Below are 17,723 nucleotides of genomic sequence, written 5' to 3' on the forward strand. Positions count from 1 at the left end.
GTAAGTGTGTCCAACAAGATGGATGAAGGGCCATCGGAAACTCATTAGTCAGGGCCTCCGCTAACCCGGTTAATTCGTCTGAGACAAAAAGTAAAACATTTTCTAGCCCTCTTTGTTTTAAGTCTTGAAGCATTTCACGGTAATGAAGAGCTGACTCTGTAGGATAGACTTGAAAATCGAGTATTTCCTTATAGCCTTGAGCATCGATACCGATAATAGTATGGACGGCTTTCTTAGAGACATTTCCACGCCTTACAGGGACAAAAGTAGCCTCACAGTATAAACATACATCGTCTTGTTTGATGGGGCGTTGTCGATAAGCACCCATTTCCTCTTCAATAGTTTTTGATAGATTGGAAATGGTCGTTGGAGAATAATGAGGACCTTACATCTTTTCGATGAGCTTTGAATTGTCACGTGTCGTCACAGCCTTTTGAACCATCCAAACAATCATCTCCTCTAGATGAGAGAGCACTTCTTGAAGACATTGGAGTGTTTTAACGTCTCATTCACCTAAACGATTACGGGGTACTTTAAGATTCAACCTGCCATATTCTGTTATTAAAGTTCTCGAATAATAGCCATTTCTAGAATTGCCTGCATGGTAGCCTTTGACTTCTCATTTCTCATCATCAAGAAAGACGATTCTTTCACTTTCAAGCAGTAGATTAATCGCTTCTTCTAAAGCCTGACGAAACAGTTCATGAACAGATTCACCTTGGGCTAGTGCTGTGAATTATTTTGTGTTAAAGTCTTCCATAAGGGACCTCCTGTGTATGATTGTTTTGTGGTTATTACAATCTTACATAAGTGAGGTCTCTTTTTCTAGGGAGTCTCGGAGCTTACACAAAAAATTTTACGCTATGTATTAAGCTTGATCTATAAATCTATTTATATGTTCATAAAGCCCATAAGTTTATCTCTCAAGGCTTTACTGAAATAAGACTTTGAGTTAACCATACAAAAAAAATATACCGAGAATTCCTCGGTATATTTTAGGTCGAATCGCATTTAAGTTATTATTTTAAATTGTTTACAATTAAATCAACATTATGACGACACATATCAATAAATGTATCTCCCTCTTGACCTTCAGGTGCTAATGAATCAGAGAAAAGTTCTTGACCTTCTCCACTAACAACTTTCACTTCAAAACCTTTAGAGGCACAAGCTTCTTTTAATTTTTCCATCCGTGCTGGATCGGTTGTTGATTCAGCAAAGATTGCTTTAATTTTATTTTCAACAATAAAATCAACAGTATCATCAATATCTTTATTAGAAACCTCAGAATCGGTTGTTACCCCTTGAGGAGCACGTACTGGAATATTATAAGCTCTTGAGAAATAATTGAAAGCATCATGTGGTGTAATTAAGAAGCGACTTTCTTCTGGAATTGAAGCAATTTTTTCCTCTAATTCTTTATCTAATTCTTTCAATTGCGTAATATACTTATCGGTATGCTCCATAATTTCAGCTTCATTGTCTGGTATTAACTCGATTAGGGCTTCAGAAGCTCTTTGAGTAGCTTGTTGATAGAGATTCAAATCAAACCAGAAATGAGGATCGACAGCCATTCCCCCATCGTCGTCCATTACTCCGACCTCATTCGAATCAAAATTTTCTGAAACTGCCACACCAATTGGTTCTAATTGTTCAATCATTTTTCCTTCAAAATGCAAACCATGGTATAAAACAAGATCAGCTTCTTTTAATTTTTGCAAATCTTGAGGTCTTGGCTCATACAAATGCGGATCCTCCCCTGCTGGAATAATCATTTCAATGGTTACCAGATCTCCGGCTAAGTTCTTTACCATATCTCCTAAAAATGAGGTGGTTACAGTAACCATTGGTTTTTCTTCAGCTGCAACACTCGAAGCTAAACTAACGGATGACCCCATAAACAATGCCATTGCGAACAGAAACTTAATAAACTTTTTCATACTATATCTCCTTTTTAGGTTACCCTAATTATTTTTGTAAGGTAAGTATATAATAGTAATCATTACATGTCAACAGAATTTTAGACGAATCTAAACTAATTAAAGATTTTTCCTTATTTTTTGATAAATGACGATTAACTTTGTAAACTTTTACCAAAGATTCCTTATTTTATTCATTTACATCTTCAATATTAAAAGAACCCACGTCCTAGTAATGGACATGGATTCTTATGCGCAAACAGATTGGCGTTAGAGGACTGAATTAAAGATTATACCTTTCTTTAAGAGATTTTACTCTTACTTGACCTTTTGAAGTTAGTTGATAAGTAGCATTCAAATTATCATGAAAAACTTCGTCATTTTTTATTAAACGGTTTGCTACTTTTTCAATTTGCTCTTGGGGCCATTGTAAATGCTCTTTTATTGATTGGAAGCCAACTTCACTCAATTCATTGACTGTATTCCTATGATTTGCCAGATGCATAATAAATAATTCTTCTTTTAAGGTTCTTTTTTGTTGAATCTTACGGACCATTTGAGTAATGAATCCATTTTTATTAAACAAGAAAGTCAATCCAAACGTGATTCCTGCAATGGTGGCTGTCATACCAGAGAGTGAAACATTTAAGCCTAAGCCGATAAAATAACCCAAAACGGAGTTAAAAATTGCATAAAGACTGGCTATCAAAAGCATATGATTTAATTTTTTTACAATGAGATAGGCTGAAGCAGCTGGTGCGATTAAGAAGGAAATAACAAGAATGGCCCCCACCGCATCAAAAGCGACAACCGTTGTGATTGAAGTTAACAACATCAAACCATAAAAGAGCATAATCTGGGTAAACCCAGCCACTTGGGCAAATTGGGCATCAAAGGTTGTGATTTTCAATTCCTTATAGAAGAGTACAATAAACAAAATATTTATGAGTAACATAACACTCATTTGAACAGCTGATTTAGCAATCGAAATACCAAAGACATCCAAACGAGTTAAGGAAGCCATTCCCACATCCCCCATTAACACAGCATCCGTATCAAGATGAACGTTCCTCCCATATTTAGTTATTAAAATAACGGATAAGGCGAAAAAGAGCGGATAGACAACACCAACCGCATCATCATTTTTTATTAAGCCGGTATTGGATAAACTCTCGACGCCCCAGACAGTAAAAACGCCTATCAAAGCGGCGCCAATTATTAATAAGGGGGATGTTAAGTCATGAGCGATAAAATAAGCTAATACGATTCCTAATAATACGGTATGAGAAATGGCATCTCCTAACATCGAAAGATTTCTCAATAAAAGGAAACAGCCAATGATTGCACAAGCGATAGCTGTCAATACCAGAATGATCAGTGATTCATAGGTAATATCAAATAATAGTAAGATATTCTCAATCATTGAATTCTCCTCCTTTTTTTGGCATGAGTGTTTTTTGAACAATTCCCTTTTTACCAAAAAGCATCGAAAGTAATGCGACAATTGATAAGGTCAAAATAATAGTCGGACCCGTACTCATACCGTTATATTTGGTAGAGATATAAGTTCCAATCACGGCAGATATACCACCAAAGATCCCTGAAAGAATTAAAACGCGCTCAAAACGATGGGTCCATTGCATCGCTGCAATGGAAGGTACAATCAAAATTGAAGCAATTAGAATGGTTCCGACAAGTTTTAAGCCTACAGCAATTAAACTCATCGTCATGACCAGAATAATACTGTAAAGAATAACAGGTTTAATACCCACTGTTTTCGCATAAACTTCATCAAAGACAAACAACTTAATTTCTTTTTTAAAGAGAATTAATATAAAAATAGAGATAAGGGCCACAATTAAAATGATTTTTAAATCATTTTCCATAATATAAGAGGCTTGACCGAAAAGGTAATTTTTTAACCCTGATTGAGAAGCTCCTTTAAAACGCGGATTGCCAGAAATATTGCTCTTTAATACCATACCAAAACCAAAGAAAGATGATAAAATGATGGCTAGAATTGCATCTAAATTAAGTTTGGAATGTTGGTCAATGATTTGAATTAAACCGTAAGCCACTCCCCCACTAATAACGGCTCCGATCATCATGGTCATGGTATCTTTGGAGAGCGTCAACATGAAGGCTAAAACAATCCCAGGATAAGTAGCATGCCCAATTGCATCGCCAATCAGTGATTGACTTTTAAATACACTCACAGCTCCCACTGCTCCTGAAGCAGAGGCTAAAAGAAAAGTAGAAAGTGCAATTAAAATAAAGGAATAACTAGTTAAAATATCCACTTTAAATTTCGCCTCCCCAAGTCATGTTCGCTTTAACTAAATGTTCATGAACAAAGACTTCTTCAGTTGGTCCCGCCGCAATTAGACGTTTATTTAAAATAATAACATGGTCAAAATATTGTTTAATAGTGTTCAAATCATGATGAACAACAATCGACGTGTGCCCCTTTTGCTGGATTCGCTTGACAAAGTCGATAAAAATTCTTTCGGTCCGCTTGTCCACTCCTGCTAAGGGTTCATCCATAAAGTAGATCTCTGCTTCTTGAGCAATGGCTCGTGCAATAAATACACGCTGTCTTTGACCACCTGACAATTGAGAAATTTGGCGGTCTTTATACTCATAAATACCAATTTCTTTTAAGGCTTGATGAGCCTTTTCATAATCAATTTTACGTGGCCGTTTAATCCATCCTAAATGAACATATCTCCCCATTAAGACTACATCTTCTACAGTGGTTGGAAAATCCCAGTTGACTTCACTGGCTTGGGGAATATAGGCGACTTTATTTTTTATGGCATCAAAATGTGTTCCCAGTATAGATACTCTTCCTGAAAGGGGCTTTTCTAATTCTAGAATCCCTTTAATTAGAGTAGACTTACCAGCACCATTAGGTCCAATAATAGCTGTTCTTGATCCTTTCATAATTTTAACGTCAATATCCCAAAGAACAGGTTGTTCTTGATAGGCCATAGTTAAATCCTCAACTTCGACGATGGCATTTTTCATAATGTTTCCTCCTATTTAATTTAATAAAAATGATACCCAAAGATTTTCAGCAAAATATCTATTTTTTAAAAGATTACTCATTATTGAAAAGTTTTAACGAACCTTTTCCATCTATTTAGTTCTTTTTCTTTTTCTGATATCCCCTCCATTTTTTATCCTTAAACTCCGATGGCCTCTTTTAATTTTATTTTAAAGTGATTAAAATGATATTAGACTATTGACAAAAATTTTTTAGTTTAGTCTAATTCAACTTAATTTAGTATAGGTATATTTATGAAAATGTCAACAATAAGACACATCTAAAAATCACTTAATAAGCATAAAATCCACTTATTTTTGATGTGAACCCCTAAACACGAGCCACAATATTTATTGTAACTATGCGGCCTGTATCCTATAGTCAATAAGTAAAAGTCCGTTTATTCTTTTCTTTTTGCGTAGGTGTATTCCGATAATCATGCGACATTTGAATTCTCCTTTATTGATGATTGGTCACTTCAATAGAAAATGAATTCAGTGTCGTTTTTTTACTTAGACGAATGAGTGTCCAAGTTCATTATAAAATCCGCCCTATATTATCATCCTTAACACCCTAAATTTTTTAAAAACCCAAAGAAGTTTTCCCTATTACATCTGGTTCATCTGGATTTAGACAGGGGAAACGCCTTTTCATAACTTTAACCAAACTCTTATTAAAATCAAAGCAGTAGGGATTGTTTACTGAATTTGAAAACGTTATACTTTTCTAAGAACAACCATGAGGAGTGAAAGCATGAAGAAATTATTATTAATTAATACCGGTGGCACGATTGCCATGTCTGAAGACCAAACCAGTGGTAAGGTATCTCCCTCATCTGAAAACCCAATTATTACCCAATCTTCTTTCTTTAACCAATTCGCTGATATCACTGTGGAAGATTTAATGAATATTCCTTCACCGCATATGAACGAAGAATTGATGCTCAATCTTAGCAATTATATTCAATCGATATCGGATCAATATGATGGCATTGTTGTCACCCACGGAACAGATACTCTGGAAGAGACAGCCTATTTCTTAGAACTAACCCTTGATATCCCCATTCCAGTCGTTTTAACGGGAGCCATGCGCTCAAGTAACGAAATTGGATCTGACGGTTTAGCCAATCTCCGCTCTTCCATCTTTGTAGCCCGTGATGAGAAGTCCCACGGCAAAGGGGTATTAGTGGTGATGAATGAAGAAATCCATACCGCTACTTATGTGACCAAAACCCATACCACTAATGTTGCAACCTTCCAGACACCTACCTTTGGACCGATTGGATTAATTTCTAAAAACCAGGTCATTTATTTCCAAGAATCACTGCACCGTGAATATTATAAAGTTAATTCAATTAGTAAAAAAGTTGTCTTAATTAAAACTTACGCCAGCATGGGGCCCGAACTCTTTCAAACAGTCCTAGATAATAATTTTGATGGCTTAGTCATTGAAGGATTAGGCGCTGGTAATATTCCACCCGAGACACTTCCACCCATTCAACAACTGTTAGAAAAAAACATTCCTATTGTGATGGTTTCTCGAGCCTTTAACGGAGTCACTGAAGATGTCTATGACTATGTAGGCGGTGGTAAACAATTGAAACAAATGGGGATCATATTTGCGCAAGGACTTTCTGGCGTAAAAGCACGACTTAAATTATCAGCGATTTTGAACGCGGAGATAGAAGGAGAAATTGCTTCAGCCTTCCATCTATAATCTTAATACAAAGACGACCTCCCATTGATTAACGAATCAATGGGAGGTCTTAATTTATTGGCTTAAATCCTTAAGAGTCTGCCGTCACATCCTGATATTTTTCAGGATCCTTAGCTAGCTTGTGGGTCACATAGGTGCAAGTGGAAGTAATCTTTCTTCCTTCCCTCCGGGCTTTATCGACCATTGCATTGAACAACTCGCCAGCTAGCCCCCTACCCTGATTGGTAGGGTGAGTAAAAGTATGAGTGACCCAGATTTTATCGCCTTCGGTTAATTCATAAACCATCTGTGCCAGTGTATTTTCTTGTTCATCTACTGCAACCAACCTTCTCGAATCATCCACGATTTTCATCGAAACCCTCTTTTCTAAACCTATTTTTTAACTGAAAGTCACTTAAAACTATTATAAACAAAATGTAAGCGTTTGTAATCTTAAACGACTCAATTTAACCTACTTTTAATATAGGAGAAATATAAGTATTGCTCGCTCTTAAAAGAAGCTCTAGGATGTTGGTCAATAAATAATTAAGCGGTAAAATCAAAGGAAGTTCCCAAACCTTGTGCTAAGGCCCTTTGATAGACTTCGTGAGCGACAGCTACATCCGTGGCACCGATTCCAATTGGAATACAGATGATGCGCTGATTTTTTGGATCAATCTTTTCACTCGGACTCTCAGAAAGTTCAGCCAAAGTAGCTGTGATATCTTCTTCTAAAATTTGACCTGACTGATAGAGAGGTTTCAAGATTCCACGATTAAGAGCTTGACTGACGTGGTCGACCACAATAGCATCTGCTTGATGGATCAATTCGTATTCAATTTCTTGGTAGGATCCCATTGGGAAAACGATAGTTCCTTTTTGTACCCACTCTTCTTTTATTAAAGCAACCTTAGAAGGAGTTAGGGTAAAAACCGCGTCTACTTGACAAGACTCTTGACCGTCTTCACAGATTTTAATGGCCCCTTGGACATATTTTTGCATATCCTCTTTAAACTCTTCGGCTGTATCGTGGTGGATATTCCAAACCCTTAATTCTACTATCTCAAAAACAGTTGAAATGGCATGAGTAACCTGTCTAGCTTGTTGACCAGCGCCGAAGATACCCATTTTAACCTTAGGCTTATTAAGCATATATTTTAAAGCTACAGCTGCTTGCGCTCCGGTTCGCATATTCGAAATCCGTGTCCCATCTAATACTGAAATAAAATTACCCATTCTAGCATCGACTAGCATGATCATCGCATTAATAAAGGGTAAACCCGCTTTAGCTCGTTCTCCTGCAAAACCTCCCACAAATTTTTGACCTGCTACTTTTAGAGAGCCTAAATAAGCTGGCATGGCGTTAAGAAAGGCTTCATGAAAAGGCCAGCCTCCCGTTTCCCCCATATCCAAAGTTACCTTACCTGGATTAACCACTTGACCAGCCGCAAATTCTTTAAAAACATTGTCAATAATTTCAACGGTATCTTCCATGGTAATTAAATGCTCAATTGTGGAATCATTGATCAGTAAACTTGATTGATCCATTAAATCACCCCTTTATGATTATTGTATCATGACACTTTTCTTTTTTCGATGCTTTGAATAAATGCTTTAACGCTAGCTTGAGTTTGTTTGGTTTTCGCTTGATAGGCCATAAGTTCGTCCTTTCGTAATTAATTATTTAACAATTATTATACTTTACTCATAGTACTCCACCAATTGATTGACTCTCCTTGCCTTTTAAAGCAATAGGTTCTAAAATATAAAAAAGAAGGAGGGTGGTTGAATGCGTATTTTCTATAAGAAAGTTTTTAAATTAGCACGTTTAGCTGGGAAGATTCTTTTAGAATCCAATGCCGAGGAACACCGTGTTGAAGACACGACTTTGAGAATCCTTCAAACAACTGGCCTTGACTCCCCTTCTAGCTATTCCAACACCACCGGTCTTTTTTTATCGCTAACAGATACAGACTTGGCAGAATATAGTTTTTCTGGTATTGTTCGCATAAATCAGCGACAAAACAATATCCAACACATCGCTAAAGTAAATGATATTTCTAGATCCTATGTTTCTGGCGCAATATCTGTTGATCAAGCCTATGAAGCCATGAAAAATATCAAGGATGATAAGTATGGCTTTTTAATTAAATACATTAACCTAATCCTGATGGTCCTCTTCGTCATTCTCTTTGGCGGAACTAATATCGATATGTTGGTCGCTTTTCTAATTGCTTGTCTCATACTAGCTTTAGAATATTGGCGCAAAACAACTTTTCTCACTGACTTTTTCTTTAATATCTTATCCATCGCTCTAGGATCTTTAGCCGTAAAATGGATTGATGCTAGTTTCCCTTCAACCATTCATCCAGGCATTATTTTAGGAGCTATGATCATGCCAAATTATCCAGTAACTTCAACGACCAATGCCATGCGCGATATTCTTAAAGGGAACAATCTTGCTGGTATAATCAAGGGCATTGATGCAATAATGGTCATCATTTCTCTGACTATTGGGTATACCCTAGGAATTCTTCTTAGTCAAATACTCCTGCCCTTCCTAAGCTAAAAACCGATAGCCAAAAACCGATTTTTAATTGGATTTAAAAAGCATTAATTTAATTAGATAAAGCAATAAAATATGTCCCGGATAGGCCCAATAGTGAAAGGCTTGTTGAACCCTACCACGCTTACCATTATAAAAAAGAATAAATAGACTGCTGAGAAAAACAGTGGGCATGAAATACTCAAAAGCAAAGGCTGGCAGAACGGCTAGCGCCTCTCTTAATCGTTTACCATAAGCAAAATAAAAAATTAAAGCAGCTAATAAACCAAATAAGTCATAATCTGCCATAGTTAAATATGCTAAGCCAAAGCATAAGCCGACACTCACTAAACGCATCAACCAACGATCTTTAAAATAATCCAGACTTACAAAAAGCATTAAGGCAATCAATAATTCTATGAAAACATTTTGATGGTTCCAATAAAAGACTTGATCAGCAAAGGCTAAATCAAAAGGTATTTCCGATATCACTGCTAAAAACCCCAAACGCATAAAATAACGCTTCAAATTTTTAGTATGATGATAACCTTCTAATAATAGATAAAGATAGATTGGAAAAGCTAAGCGCCCAATATTTCGCATAATTTCATAAACGCTTACCATCTGGCTTAAGAATTCATAGCTGTAATCACTCTGATGTCTAAAGATGCCCATTTCGATCAGAACAACAGCTGTATGGTCAATGATCATAAAAATTAAAGCCAACCACTTTAAATGGCCAGCTGTTAAAAAGCCTTTAAAGTTCTTCATTTTATTGTCACCCACTCATCAAATTTATTTTTAAAATTATTCTTATTATATAGAGAAAACGCTTTTAAAACAATAAAAAAACAGACAGCTAGGGGCAATGATGCTATGCCTAGCTGTCTGTTTTCATTTATTTATCCGATTCTTTTTCTAATTTAAAGCTTTCTTCATTTTCTGAATTATTGGTAAGCTTACCGTCTAACTCGTCCTTAATAATTTGTTGATTCTTATTAAAGGACTCTTCAGTAATTTGATCATAATAGATGCCGTCTAACATAAAGCCTTCACCTTCAAATTGATTAAAGGTTAGCGTTGGACGCATATCTAAGTGTGAAATTACTAGCTTACCCAAATCAAACATATTGAGATTCATCCCCACATATTTGTTAATAGCCGTCGTCATATCTATTACTTCTTTAATACCTCTGCTTTTATTTAAAGCAGATTGGGCAATACCAACTACCACTTGACGTTGACGCTTTTGACGAGCATAGTCGCCACCAGAATTGTAGCGTTCTCTAACGTAAGCAAGCGCCATCTCACCATCTAAATGTAGTTCTTGACCTTCAGTAAAACTATAACCGCTGATTTCAAAAGAAGTTGGTGGAACAACATCAATTCCTCCTACAGAATCAACTACATCAGCTAAGCCTTTCATATCAACGGTAATATAGTATGGAATTTCAATATCTAACCAGTTTTCGACTGTTTCAACTGACAATTCTGGTCCCCCAAAGGCATAAGCGTGATTGATTTTATCCATTCCTCTATCAGGAATAACAACATAGGAGTCACGAGGAATAGAGGTAATGACAATATTTTCTTCCTTAGGATTTATCGTAGCAACCATCATAACATCTGAACGCCCAACTTCTGTTCGACCTAAATCGCCCGTATCAATCCCTAAAAGTAAGACTGAGAATGGCTTATTAATATCCATAGCATGGGTAGTCACAGTAGTTGTGAATAATGATGTCATGAATAAAGCAAAGACAGTAATATATTTAATTAGTTTTTTGGACATTGTTCCATCTTCCTTTCTATAATAGCATAGTTATTATAAGTTATTTCCGAGGCGATTTCTAGAAATTCACAAAAAATACTAACTTATCACTAATCACTTTAAAAACTTTGAGGCTATTTAAGAATTGACATGGCTTGAGAATATCAGATAAAAACCGTATGATAAAATGGATTACAAACAAAGGAGATTGTCTATGAAAGTTAGAAAAGCCGTCATCCCCGCAGCAGGGCTTGGAACTAGGTTTCTTCCTGCAACAAAGGCCATGCCTAAAGAAATGCTTCCTATCATTAATAAACCGACTATTCAGTTTATTGTGGAAGAAGCCCTTCAATCAGGTATCGAGGATATCTTAATTGTGACCGGACGGTCTAAGCGGCCCATTGAAGACCATTTTGATGCCAATGAGGAGTTAGAAGCCGTCTTAGAAGCTAAAGGTAAAGAAGAATTACTAACCACTGTCAAAGATCTTAATAAGATTAACCTCTTCTTTAAACGTCAATCTTATCCAAAGGGCCTGGGCCACGCTGTTTTACAAGCCAAGAATTTTGTAGGAGATGAACCTTTTGTCGTCATGTTAGGCGATGACTTAATGACTGATACGGTTCCCTTGACCAAACAATTAATCGATAATTATAAAGATACCCATGCCTCTACTCTAGCAGTCATGTCAATCCCACCTCAAGATACCTCCAAATACGGTGTCATTGATCCGGAGCGCCAATACAAAAAAGGTGTTTATAATGTGAGACGGTTTGTCGAAAAGCCAGCACCCGAAGTCGCACCGTCCAATTTGGCTATCATCGGCCGCTACCTATTAACACCAGAAATCTTTTCACTATTAGAAACACAAACAGCTGGGGCTGGTAACGAGATTCAATTAACTGATGCCATCGATCGCTTGAATAAAATCCAACGCGTCTTCGCCCTGGAGTTTAATGGACATCGTTATGATGTAGGAAATAAATTCGGTTATATGAAGACAGTAATAGAATATGGTCTCAGTCTTCCGGATTTACGCGATGACTTAATTAAATTTATCAAGTCCACTGTTGACGAGCGCTTATAGGAGGTTATTATGACTAAGGTTCAAGTTAAAAAAGCTGTTATTCCAGCCGCTGGTCTAGGCACGCGCTTTTTGCCAGCCACCAAGGCAATTGCCAAAGAAATCTTACCTATTATCGATAAGCCGGCCATTCAATTCATTGTTGAAGAGGCTATTGCGGCTGGGATTGAAGATATTTTAATTATTACTGGTAAAGGAAAACAAGAAATAGAAGATCATTTTGATGCCAACTTTACCCTCGAACAAAATTTAAAAGCCAAAGGGAAGGAGAAACTCCTTAAACTAGCTACTGAAACATCTAACTTAAATATTCATTATACCAGACAACACCATCCAAGAGGACTGGGTGATGCAGTTCGTCACGCCAAGGCCTTTATCGGCAATGATCCCTTCTTACTACTCTTAGGAGATGATATTATAAGGGGAGAAAATCTTTCCAAACAGATTATTGATCTCTATGCGGAAAAAAGACAAACAGTAATTGCCGGCGTTCGTGTCGATCCTGATAAGACCAAAAATTATGGTATCTTAGCTATTGAAGAAACAGCTACCCCTCACGTCTTTCAAGTCCTCGATATGATAGAAAAACCACAAGATCAACCGTCTTCAAATATGGCTGCAGCGGGGCGTTATATCCTAGAACCGACAATCTTTTCCATCCTAGACCAACTTGAAGTTGGAGCAACAGGTGAAGTGGAATTGACTGACGCCTTAATTGAATTACAAAAAACGCATCCCCTATTAGCTTACGAATATCAAGGCGAATGGTTTGAAGTAGGAGATGCTAAAGGGATGCTCAAAGCTTCTATTATATTCGCCATCGATCATCCTGAAGTTAAAGAGGAATTTATCCCTTATCTTAAAAATTTAGCTGAAAAGTTTGCGAATGAATAGTTATAAAAGCAGTGTCAATTTATGACTCTGCTTTTTATTTTAGAAATTATAAAGGCTATGGAGGTCGATAATAAATAAGAAATTTCAGAAAACACAAATAAAAATAAAATTTTTTTCTAATATTCGTATTTTTATATTGTATAATATTGCACCACTTAAATAATAATTTATGCCGTTTTATGTAAGCGAATAAAAAACGATTGTATCCCCTATGCTATCAATAAATAACTCCATAATTATTAAAAAACTTTAACAAGTTAACTTAAAGGTTAAACTGCTATAAAAGCCAAAGCACTACGATTTCTTTTGAAAGTCATAAAAATTATGCTATAGTGGATATAAGTGCTAAAATTTTACTTTTTTTCTTAGAAAAATAGTTTAACTGTTTAATAAGTGTAAAATCAGCATTAAAACTTATGAAAGAAGGAATCTGAATGGAAGATACACCGATTGTTCGTTTTCTCGGCCTATCTTTTAACTTCAACACCTTGATAGCCACCCTGGTCGTGGTAGCCATCATCACGGTGTTGTGCTTATTAGTTAGCCGCAGATTATCAGCCAATCATCCTTCCAAATTCCAAGTTTTGATGGAAATCATCATTGAATTTGTTGAAGGCATCTGTGACTCAACCCTCGGCCAGCACCAAAGTGTTTATGTCAATCTAGGGTTGACCTTTTTCTTGTTCATTTTTGTGTCAAACTTAATTGGACTCCCCTTTTTAATTGTGACAGAGCATGAATCATTTTGGCGAAGCCCAACGGCTGATCCTATCGTAACCATTTCCCTAGCAATTATTGCTATTTTATCAGGTCACATTTTAGGGATTAAAAAGAATGGTTTAGGAGGTCACTTTAAAAACTTTTACGCTCGCCCAAACATTTTAAAATTACCTTTACAATTGGTTGAGGAAACAATCAATACAACCACCTTAGCCCTACGTTTGTTTGGTAATATTTTTGCCGGGGAAGTTTTAGTCGGACTGATTGCTAAATTCGCTATGGTCTTCATTCCATTTACTTGGGTAATTGCCATTCCCTTACAATTTGTCTGGCAAGGCTTCTCTGTCTTTATTGGTGCTATCCAAGCTTATATTTTTACCACTTTAACTATGGTTTATTTATCACACAAAATTAATCACTAATCCAAATACAAAGGAGATTTAAATATGACTGAATTAGCTGCTGCACTTGCTGTCGGAATCGCTGCCCTAGGTGCGTCAATTGGTAACGGAATGGTTATTTCTAAAACCATCGAATCCATTTCACGTCAACCCGAATTAGACTCACAATTAAGAGCTTTAATGTTCCTAGGTGTTGGTCTGATTGAGGCTGTTCCGATTATCGCTGTTGTTATTTCCTTTATCTTAATCTTTAGCTAACCATCAACTATTTAAGGAGTGTCAATATTGGACTTTACTATTATTCTGGGCGAAGCCCTTTTAACGCTTGCATCCTTTTTGATTTTACTCTTTGTCATCCATAAATTCGCATGGAAACCCTTCAACCAAATGCTAGAAACGCGTCAGAAAAAAATTACTGACGATTGGCAAGCGGCTGAAGAAGCTAAGAATAAGAACAAGGAAGCCCTATCACAAATTGATGCACAACTAAAATCAGCTCACTTAGAAGCTGAAAAAATTATTCGTCAAGCACAAATTGATGCCAATCATCTGCGCGACAAGATGATTGAAGAAACACGTCAAGAACAAAGCAAAATGCTGCAAATGACGCAAGAAGATTTAAAATTACAAAGACAAAACTTTGCCGAAAATATGCAAGAATCATTAGTCCATATGGCAGTTGCCATGGCAGGCAAGGTCATTCGTCGTGAAATTTCAGAAGATGACCACCGTCAAATGATTCAAGAATTTATCACTCGATTGGAGGAGCTCGATGAACAACGGTAGACTTCACAAACAAGAAGACTTAGCAGAGCTCGCCCTAAAATCAGGACGACAGGTCACCTATGAAGATGACCTGCTCTTCGAACTGCTAGACATTGAAATTAATGATGAAGAAGAAGGTCAAGAAATCTTAAAAGAGTTAACTGGAGAGCGACTCTTTTTATCTTCAGCGATCCCCTTAACCAAAACAGAAAAGCTTAAAATTGCCCGTGAATTCATGCGCATTACTGGCTTTTCTATTCGTTCTTTTACCACTATTATTAACCCAGACTTAATTATTGGTGTCCGCTTACAAAGCGAACGCTTCTACTATGAGCTTTCTGGCGGACAGATCTTGCAAACTATGCAAAATGAAATTAATATTTCGGAAAGTGAAGAGGTGATTTCTTCATGAGCACAAACGAAAAGTTTACAAAAGATGTTTTAAAACAAATCCACGACTTTGAAATTGATAAGAAGTTAGAAGAAATCGGAACCGTTTCTTATGTCGGCGACGGTATCGCCTTTTCTGAAGGATTAGACAACGCCATGTATGGTGAGATGGTTGAGTTCAATGATGGAACCATCGGCATGGTACAAAACCTTGAAAACGACCAAGTCGGAGTAATTATTTTTGGCTCCTACCATCAAATCCATGAAGGCGATATTATTCGTCGAATGAACCACACCATGGAAGTTCCCGTTGGTAAGGCCCTGCTTGGACGAGTGGTAGACGCCTTAGGACGTCCCATAGATGATAAAGGACCTATTTTAACCAACAAAACACGACCCGTCGAACAAGAAGCTCCGGGCATCATGGAAAGACAGTCGGTTAAAAAGCCTTTGGAAACAGGTATTAAGGCCATTGACTCCCTAGTTCCCATCGGAAGAGGTCAAAGGGAATTAATTATCGGAGACCGTAAAACTGGTAAAACTTCACTCGCTATCGATGCCGTCTTAAATCAAAAAGGCAAAGATGTTATTTGTATCTATGTAGCGATTGGACAAAAGGAATCAACGGTAAAAAACATTGTCAATACTCTGACCAACCGTGGTGCAATGGATTACACTATAGTAATGACTGCTTCTGCTTCCAAGCCTGCTCCTCTTTTATACATCGCTCCCTATGCGGCAACTGCTATGGCTGAGGAGTTTATGTACGAAGGAAAGCACGTCTTAATTATATATGACGATTTATCCAAACAAGCAGCAGCTTATCGTGAAATGTCCCTCTTGCTCAAACGACCACCTGGGCGTGAAGCCTATCCTGGGGATATTTTTTATCTACACTCACGTCTTTTAGAACGTTCAGCTAAATTATCGGATGAATTAGGCGGTGGTTCGATCACTTCTTTACCGATTGTTGAAACGCAAGCAGGTGATATCTCAGCTTATATCCCAACCAACGTTATTTCCATTACAGACGGACAGATCTTCTTACAAAGTGATCTCTTCTTCTCTGGCGTTCGACCAGCCATTAATGCCGGACTATCGGTTTCACGGGTTGGAGGATCTGCGCAATTAAAAGCCATGAAACAAGTATCAGGAACCTTACGTTTAGACCTAGCTTCCTATCGCGAATTAGAAGCCTTTACTTCCTTTGGATCAGACATCGATGAAATGACTGCCCGCCAATTAAGACGTGGCGAGCGCATCGTTGAAGTTTTAAAGCAAGGCCTTCACAAACCTATGCGCTCTGGCGTTCAAATCATCGTCTTCTACGCTTTAGGTAATGGTTACTTTGATAAGGTATCCGTTAATTTAATTCACCAATTAGAAGAAGTAATTGCTAATGAATTTACTACCTATCATGCCGGGCTTTTACGACAATTAGAAGATAACCAACCCCTACCAACTGAAATCGAATTAAATGGTATTTTAGACAAAGTTGTTGATAATTTTATCCTAGTTCATTCTGAAGGATCTAAAACAGGAAGTGATAAGTAATGCCGTCTTTAAACGAAATCAAACGACATATTGCTTCTACTGAAAAAACAAAAAAAATAACTAATGCTATGCAGATGGTCTCAAGAAATAAAGTCAACCATTTATTGGATATGACTCAATCTTATCAAGTCTATATTGATCATTTAAGAGAAACCATAGTGCAACTGCACTATACCTTAAAAGTCACCCCTCCTAACTTTTCCAAACCAGAAATTCGCTCTTTAATCACTCCCCGGAAAGTAAACAAAATTGGTATTTTTCTTATCTCAACTGATAAGGGCTTAGCAGGTTCCTATAATGTTAACTTAATTAAGGGGCTGGATGAGTGGATTGAAGAACAAAACTTTGACGAAGAACAAGAATTAGTTTTTTATACCCTAGGACGGACAGGTGAAAGATATTGCCGCGAACGGGGCTACAAAATTGCTCGCTCTTACTATCCGCTGTCTGACCAGCCGGGCTTTCAAGAAGCTCACTACTTCATCAGACAACTACGTTCAGCCTATGTGGAGAAAGAATGTGATGAGCTTTATTTAGCTTACAATCACTATGGAGTAGGTTCCGGTACGAATTCAAAATTTGGAGTCGATAACTTATTACCGGTAGTTTCTTTAAACCGCCGTATGGAACTTGATCCATCTTTTGATAAAAAAGAATTAATTTCGGAAGTCTTTTTAATCGAGCCCTCAATGGAAGCAGTATTAGAAGGCTTAGTTCCTCAATATATCGAATCTTTTGTCTACGGTGCCCTCTTACAGGCCAAAACAGCTGAACATTTCTCACGTATGATTGCCATGCAATCGGCCACTGAAAATGCTAAAGAAATTATTGAAGACTTGCAGTTGCGCTATAATCGCGCCCGACAAGTTAAAGTAACCAATGAAATTATCGAAATTGTTGCAGGTGCTCAAGCCCAACATAAAGAAAGAAGGAAATAAG

18 protein-coding genes and 1 pseudogene are annotated in these 17,723 nt (G+C 37.1%); 10 read left to right on the plus strand and 9 right to left on the minus strand.

The features are described 5' to 3' along the window. The 5 genes and pseudogenes from ACQV2G_RS01050 to ACQV2G_RS01070 all read right to left on the minus strand — a co-directional run. A pseudogene (locus tag ACQV2G_RS01050) lies at nucleotides 1-544 on the minus strand (IS256 family transposase); the annotation flags it as partial. A gap of 475 nt (nucleotides 545-1,019) precedes the next feature. Then, nucleotides 1,020-1,940 carry a metal ABC transporter solute-binding protein, Zn/Mn family gene (locus ACQV2G_RS01055; RefSeq protein WP_428874741.1) on the minus strand — a complete coding sequence of 307 codons (921 nt, stop codon included), beginning with the start codon at nucleotides 1,938-1,940 and terminating at the stop codon, nucleotides 1,020-1,022. Between the two features lie 262 nt (nucleotides 1,941-2,202). Next, nucleotides 2,203-3,342 carry a metal ABC transporter permease gene (locus tag ACQV2G_RS01060; protein ID WP_428873696.1) on the minus strand — a complete coding sequence of 380 codons (1,140 nt, stop codon included), beginning with the start codon at nucleotides 3,340-3,342 and terminating at the stop codon, nucleotides 2,203-2,205. Beyond that, a complete protein-coding gene (locus ACQV2G_RS01065) occupies nucleotides 3,335-4,219 on the minus strand; it encodes a metal ABC transporter permease (RefSeq protein ID WP_428875834.1) in 885 nt (294 codons plus the stop codon). The genes ACQV2G_RS01060 and ACQV2G_RS01065 overlap by 8 nt, the downstream gene beginning before the upstream one ends. A gap of 1 nt (nucleotide 4,220) precedes the next feature. Beyond that, complete coding sequence (locus tag ACQV2G_RS01070; protein ID WP_428874743.1) at nucleotides 4,221-4,946, minus strand: metal ABC transporter ATP-binding protein; 726 nt, start codon at nucleotides 4,944-4,946, stop codon at nucleotides 4,221-4,223. Nucleotides 4,947-5,718: 772 nt separating this feature from the next. Here ACQV2G_RS01070 and ACQV2G_RS01075 point away from each other — a divergent pair. Beyond that, on the plus strand, nucleotides 5,719-6,681 hold the full coding sequence (locus tag ACQV2G_RS01075) for an asparaginase (RefSeq protein ID WP_428875836.1): 963 nt from the start codon (nucleotides 5,719-5,721) through the stop codon (nucleotides 6,679-6,681). 70 nt (nucleotides 6,682-6,751) lie between these two features. On the opposite strand, the gene ACQV2G_RS01080 is transcribed toward ACQV2G_RS01075, so the two are convergent. Further along, entirely contained in the window at nucleotides 6,752-7,033 is a 282-nt protein-coding gene (locus ACQV2G_RS01080) for a GNAT family N-acetyltransferase (RefSeq protein ID WP_428873691.1), read from the minus strand. A gap of 173 nt (nucleotides 7,034-7,206) precedes the next feature. Further along, nucleotides 7,207-8,208 (minus strand): ornithine cyclodeaminase family protein, encoded by a 1,002-nt coding sequence (locus tag ACQV2G_RS01085; protein WP_428875837.1) that lies wholly within the window; start codon nucleotides 8,206-8,208, stop codon nucleotides 7,207-7,209. 241 nt (nucleotides 8,209-8,449) lie between these two features. Between ACQV2G_RS01085 and ACQV2G_RS01090 the strand changes: the two genes are divergently transcribed. Continuing rightward, nucleotides 8,450-9,229: a threonine/serine ThrE exporter family protein gene (locus tag ACQV2G_RS01090; RefSeq protein ID WP_428873689.1), complete on the plus strand. Its 780-nt coding sequence runs from the start codon at nucleotides 8,450-8,452 to the stop codon at nucleotides 9,227-9,229. Between the two features lie 24 nt (nucleotides 9,230-9,253). On the opposite strand, the gene ACQV2G_RS01095 is transcribed toward ACQV2G_RS01090, so the two are convergent. Continuing rightward, the gene (locus ACQV2G_RS01095) at nucleotides 9,254-9,976 is read right to left on the minus strand and encodes a TraX family protein (protein ID WP_428873688.1); all 723 of its coding nucleotides are present in this window, start codon (nucleotides 9,974-9,976) and stop codon (nucleotides 9,254-9,256) included. Nucleotides 9,977-10,103: 127 nt separating this feature from the next. After that, entirely contained in the window at nucleotides 10,104-10,997 is an 894-nt protein-coding gene (locus ACQV2G_RS01100) for an LCP family protein (protein ID WP_428875839.1), read from the minus strand. Between the two features lie 193 nt (nucleotides 10,998-11,190). On the opposite strand from ACQV2G_RS01100, the gene galU reads away from it, so the two are divergent. The 8 genes from galU to atpG all read left to right on the plus strand — a co-directional run bounded on the left by galU (nucleotide 11,191) and on the right by atpG (nucleotide 17,722). Then, nucleotides 11,191-12,063, plus strand: coding sequence for a UTP--glucose-1-phosphate uridylyltransferase GalU (gene galU, locus ACQV2G_RS01105; protein ID WP_428875841.1), 873 nt, complete (start codon nucleotides 11,191-11,193; stop codon nucleotides 12,061-12,063). A gap of 9 nt (nucleotides 12,064-12,072) precedes the next feature. After that, entirely contained in the window at nucleotides 12,073-12,954 is an 882-nt protein-coding gene (locus tag ACQV2G_RS01110) for a UTP--glucose-1-phosphate uridylyltransferase (RefSeq protein ID WP_428875842.1), read from the plus strand. 434 nt (nucleotides 12,955-13,388) lie between these two features. After that, nucleotides 13,389-14,096 (plus strand): F0F1 ATP synthase subunit A, encoded by a 708-nt coding sequence (gene atpB, locus ACQV2G_RS01115; protein WP_428875844.1) that lies wholly within the window; start codon nucleotides 13,389-13,391, stop codon nucleotides 14,094-14,096. A gap of 24 nt (nucleotides 14,097-14,120) precedes the next feature. Then, nucleotides 14,121-14,333, plus strand: coding sequence for a F0F1 ATP synthase subunit C (gene atpE, locus ACQV2G_RS01120; RefSeq protein ID WP_258435918.1), 213 nt, complete (start codon nucleotides 14,121-14,123; stop codon nucleotides 14,331-14,333). 27 nt (nucleotides 14,334-14,360) lie between these two features. Beyond that, nucleotides 14,361-14,861, plus strand: a complete 501-nt coding sequence (gene atpF / locus ACQV2G_RS01125) for a F0F1 ATP synthase subunit B (RefSeq protein WP_428874747.1) — start codon at nucleotides 14,361-14,363, stop codon at nucleotides 14,859-14,861. After that, nucleotides 14,848-15,252: a F0F1 ATP synthase subunit delta gene (locus tag ACQV2G_RS01130; RefSeq protein WP_428875846.1), complete on the plus strand. Its 405-nt coding sequence runs from the start codon at nucleotides 14,848-14,850 to the stop codon at nucleotides 15,250-15,252. Before atpF ends, ACQV2G_RS01130 begins: the two co-directional genes overlap by 14 nt. Next, the gene (gene atpA, locus ACQV2G_RS01135; RefSeq protein WP_428873682.1) at nucleotides 15,249-16,784 is read left to right on the plus strand and encodes a F0F1 ATP synthase subunit alpha; all 1,536 of its coding nucleotides are present in this window, start codon (nucleotides 15,249-15,251) and stop codon (nucleotides 16,782-16,784) included. The genes ACQV2G_RS01130 and atpA overlap by 4 nt, the downstream gene beginning before the upstream one ends. Further along, entirely contained in the window at nucleotides 16,784-17,722 is a 939-nt protein-coding gene (gene atpG / locus ACQV2G_RS01140; RefSeq protein ID WP_428873681.1) for an ATP synthase F1 subunit gamma, read from the plus strand. The genes atpA and atpG overlap by 1 nt, the downstream gene beginning before the upstream one ends. Nucleotide 17,723: the final 1 nt, after the last annotated feature.

Source organism: Facklamia sp. P12955 (assembly GCF_050409565.1).
GTDB lineage: Bacteria > Bacillota > Bacilli > Lactobacillales > Aerococcaceae > Facklamia.

Coding starts and splice junctions, on each gene's coding strand:
- ACQV2G_RS01055 (WP_428874741.1), bottom strand. CDS start 1,940: ATGAAAAAGTTTATTAAGTTTCTGTTCGCAATGGCATTGTTTATGGGG.
- ACQV2G_RS01060 (WP_428873696.1), bottom strand. CDS start 3,342: ATGATTGAGAATATCTTACTATTATTTGATATTACCTATGAATCACTG.
- ACQV2G_RS01070 (WP_428874743.1), bottom strand. CDS start 4,946: ATGAAAAATGCCATCGTCGAAGTTGAGGATTTAACTATGGCCTATCAA.
- ACQV2G_RS01075 (WP_428875836.1), top strand. CDS start 5,719: ATGAAGAAATTATTATTAATTAATACCGGTGGCACGATTGCCATGTCT.
- ACQV2G_RS01080 (WP_428873691.1), bottom strand. CDS start 7,033: ATGAAAATCGTGGATGATTCGAGAAGGTTGGTTGCAGTAGATGAACAA.
- ACQV2G_RS01085 (WP_428875837.1), bottom strand. CDS start 8,208: ATGGATCAATCAAGTTTACTGATCAATGATTCCACAATTGAGCATTTA.
- ACQV2G_RS01090 (WP_428873689.1), top strand. CDS start 8,450: ATGCGTATTTTCTATAAGAAAGTTTTTAAATTAGCACGTTTAGCTGGG.
- ACQV2G_RS01095 (WP_428873688.1), bottom strand. CDS start 9,976: ATGAAGAACTTTAAAGGCTTTTTAACAGCTGGCCATTTAAAGTGGTTG.
- ACQV2G_RS01100 (WP_428875839.1), bottom strand. CDS start 10,997: ATGTCCAAAAAACTAATTAAATATATTACTGTCTTTGCTTTATTCATG.
- galU (WP_428875841.1), top strand. CDS start 11,191: ATGAAAGTTAGAAAAGCCGTCATCCCCGCAGCAGGGCTTGGAACTAGG.
- ACQV2G_RS01110 (WP_428875842.1), top strand. CDS start 12,073: ATGACTAAGGTTCAAGTTAAAAAAGCTGTTATTCCAGCCGCTGGTCTA.
- atpB (WP_428875844.1), top strand. CDS start 13,389: ATGGAAGATACACCGATTGTTCGTTTTCTCGGCCTATCTTTTAACTTC.
- atpE (WP_258435918.1), top strand. CDS start 14,121: ATGACTGAATTAGCTGCTGCACTTGCTGTCGGAATCGCTGCCCTAGGT.
- ACQV2G_RS01130 (WP_428875846.1), top strand. CDS start 14,848: ATGAACAACGGTAGACTTCACAAACAAGAAGACTTAGCAGAGCTCGCC.
- atpA (WP_428873682.1), top strand. CDS start 15,249: ATGAGCACAAACGAAAAGTTTACAAAAGATGTTTTAAAACAAATCCAC.
- atpG (WP_428873681.1), top strand. CDS start 16,784: ATGCCGTCTTTAAACGAAATCAAACGACATATTGCTTCTACTGAAAAA.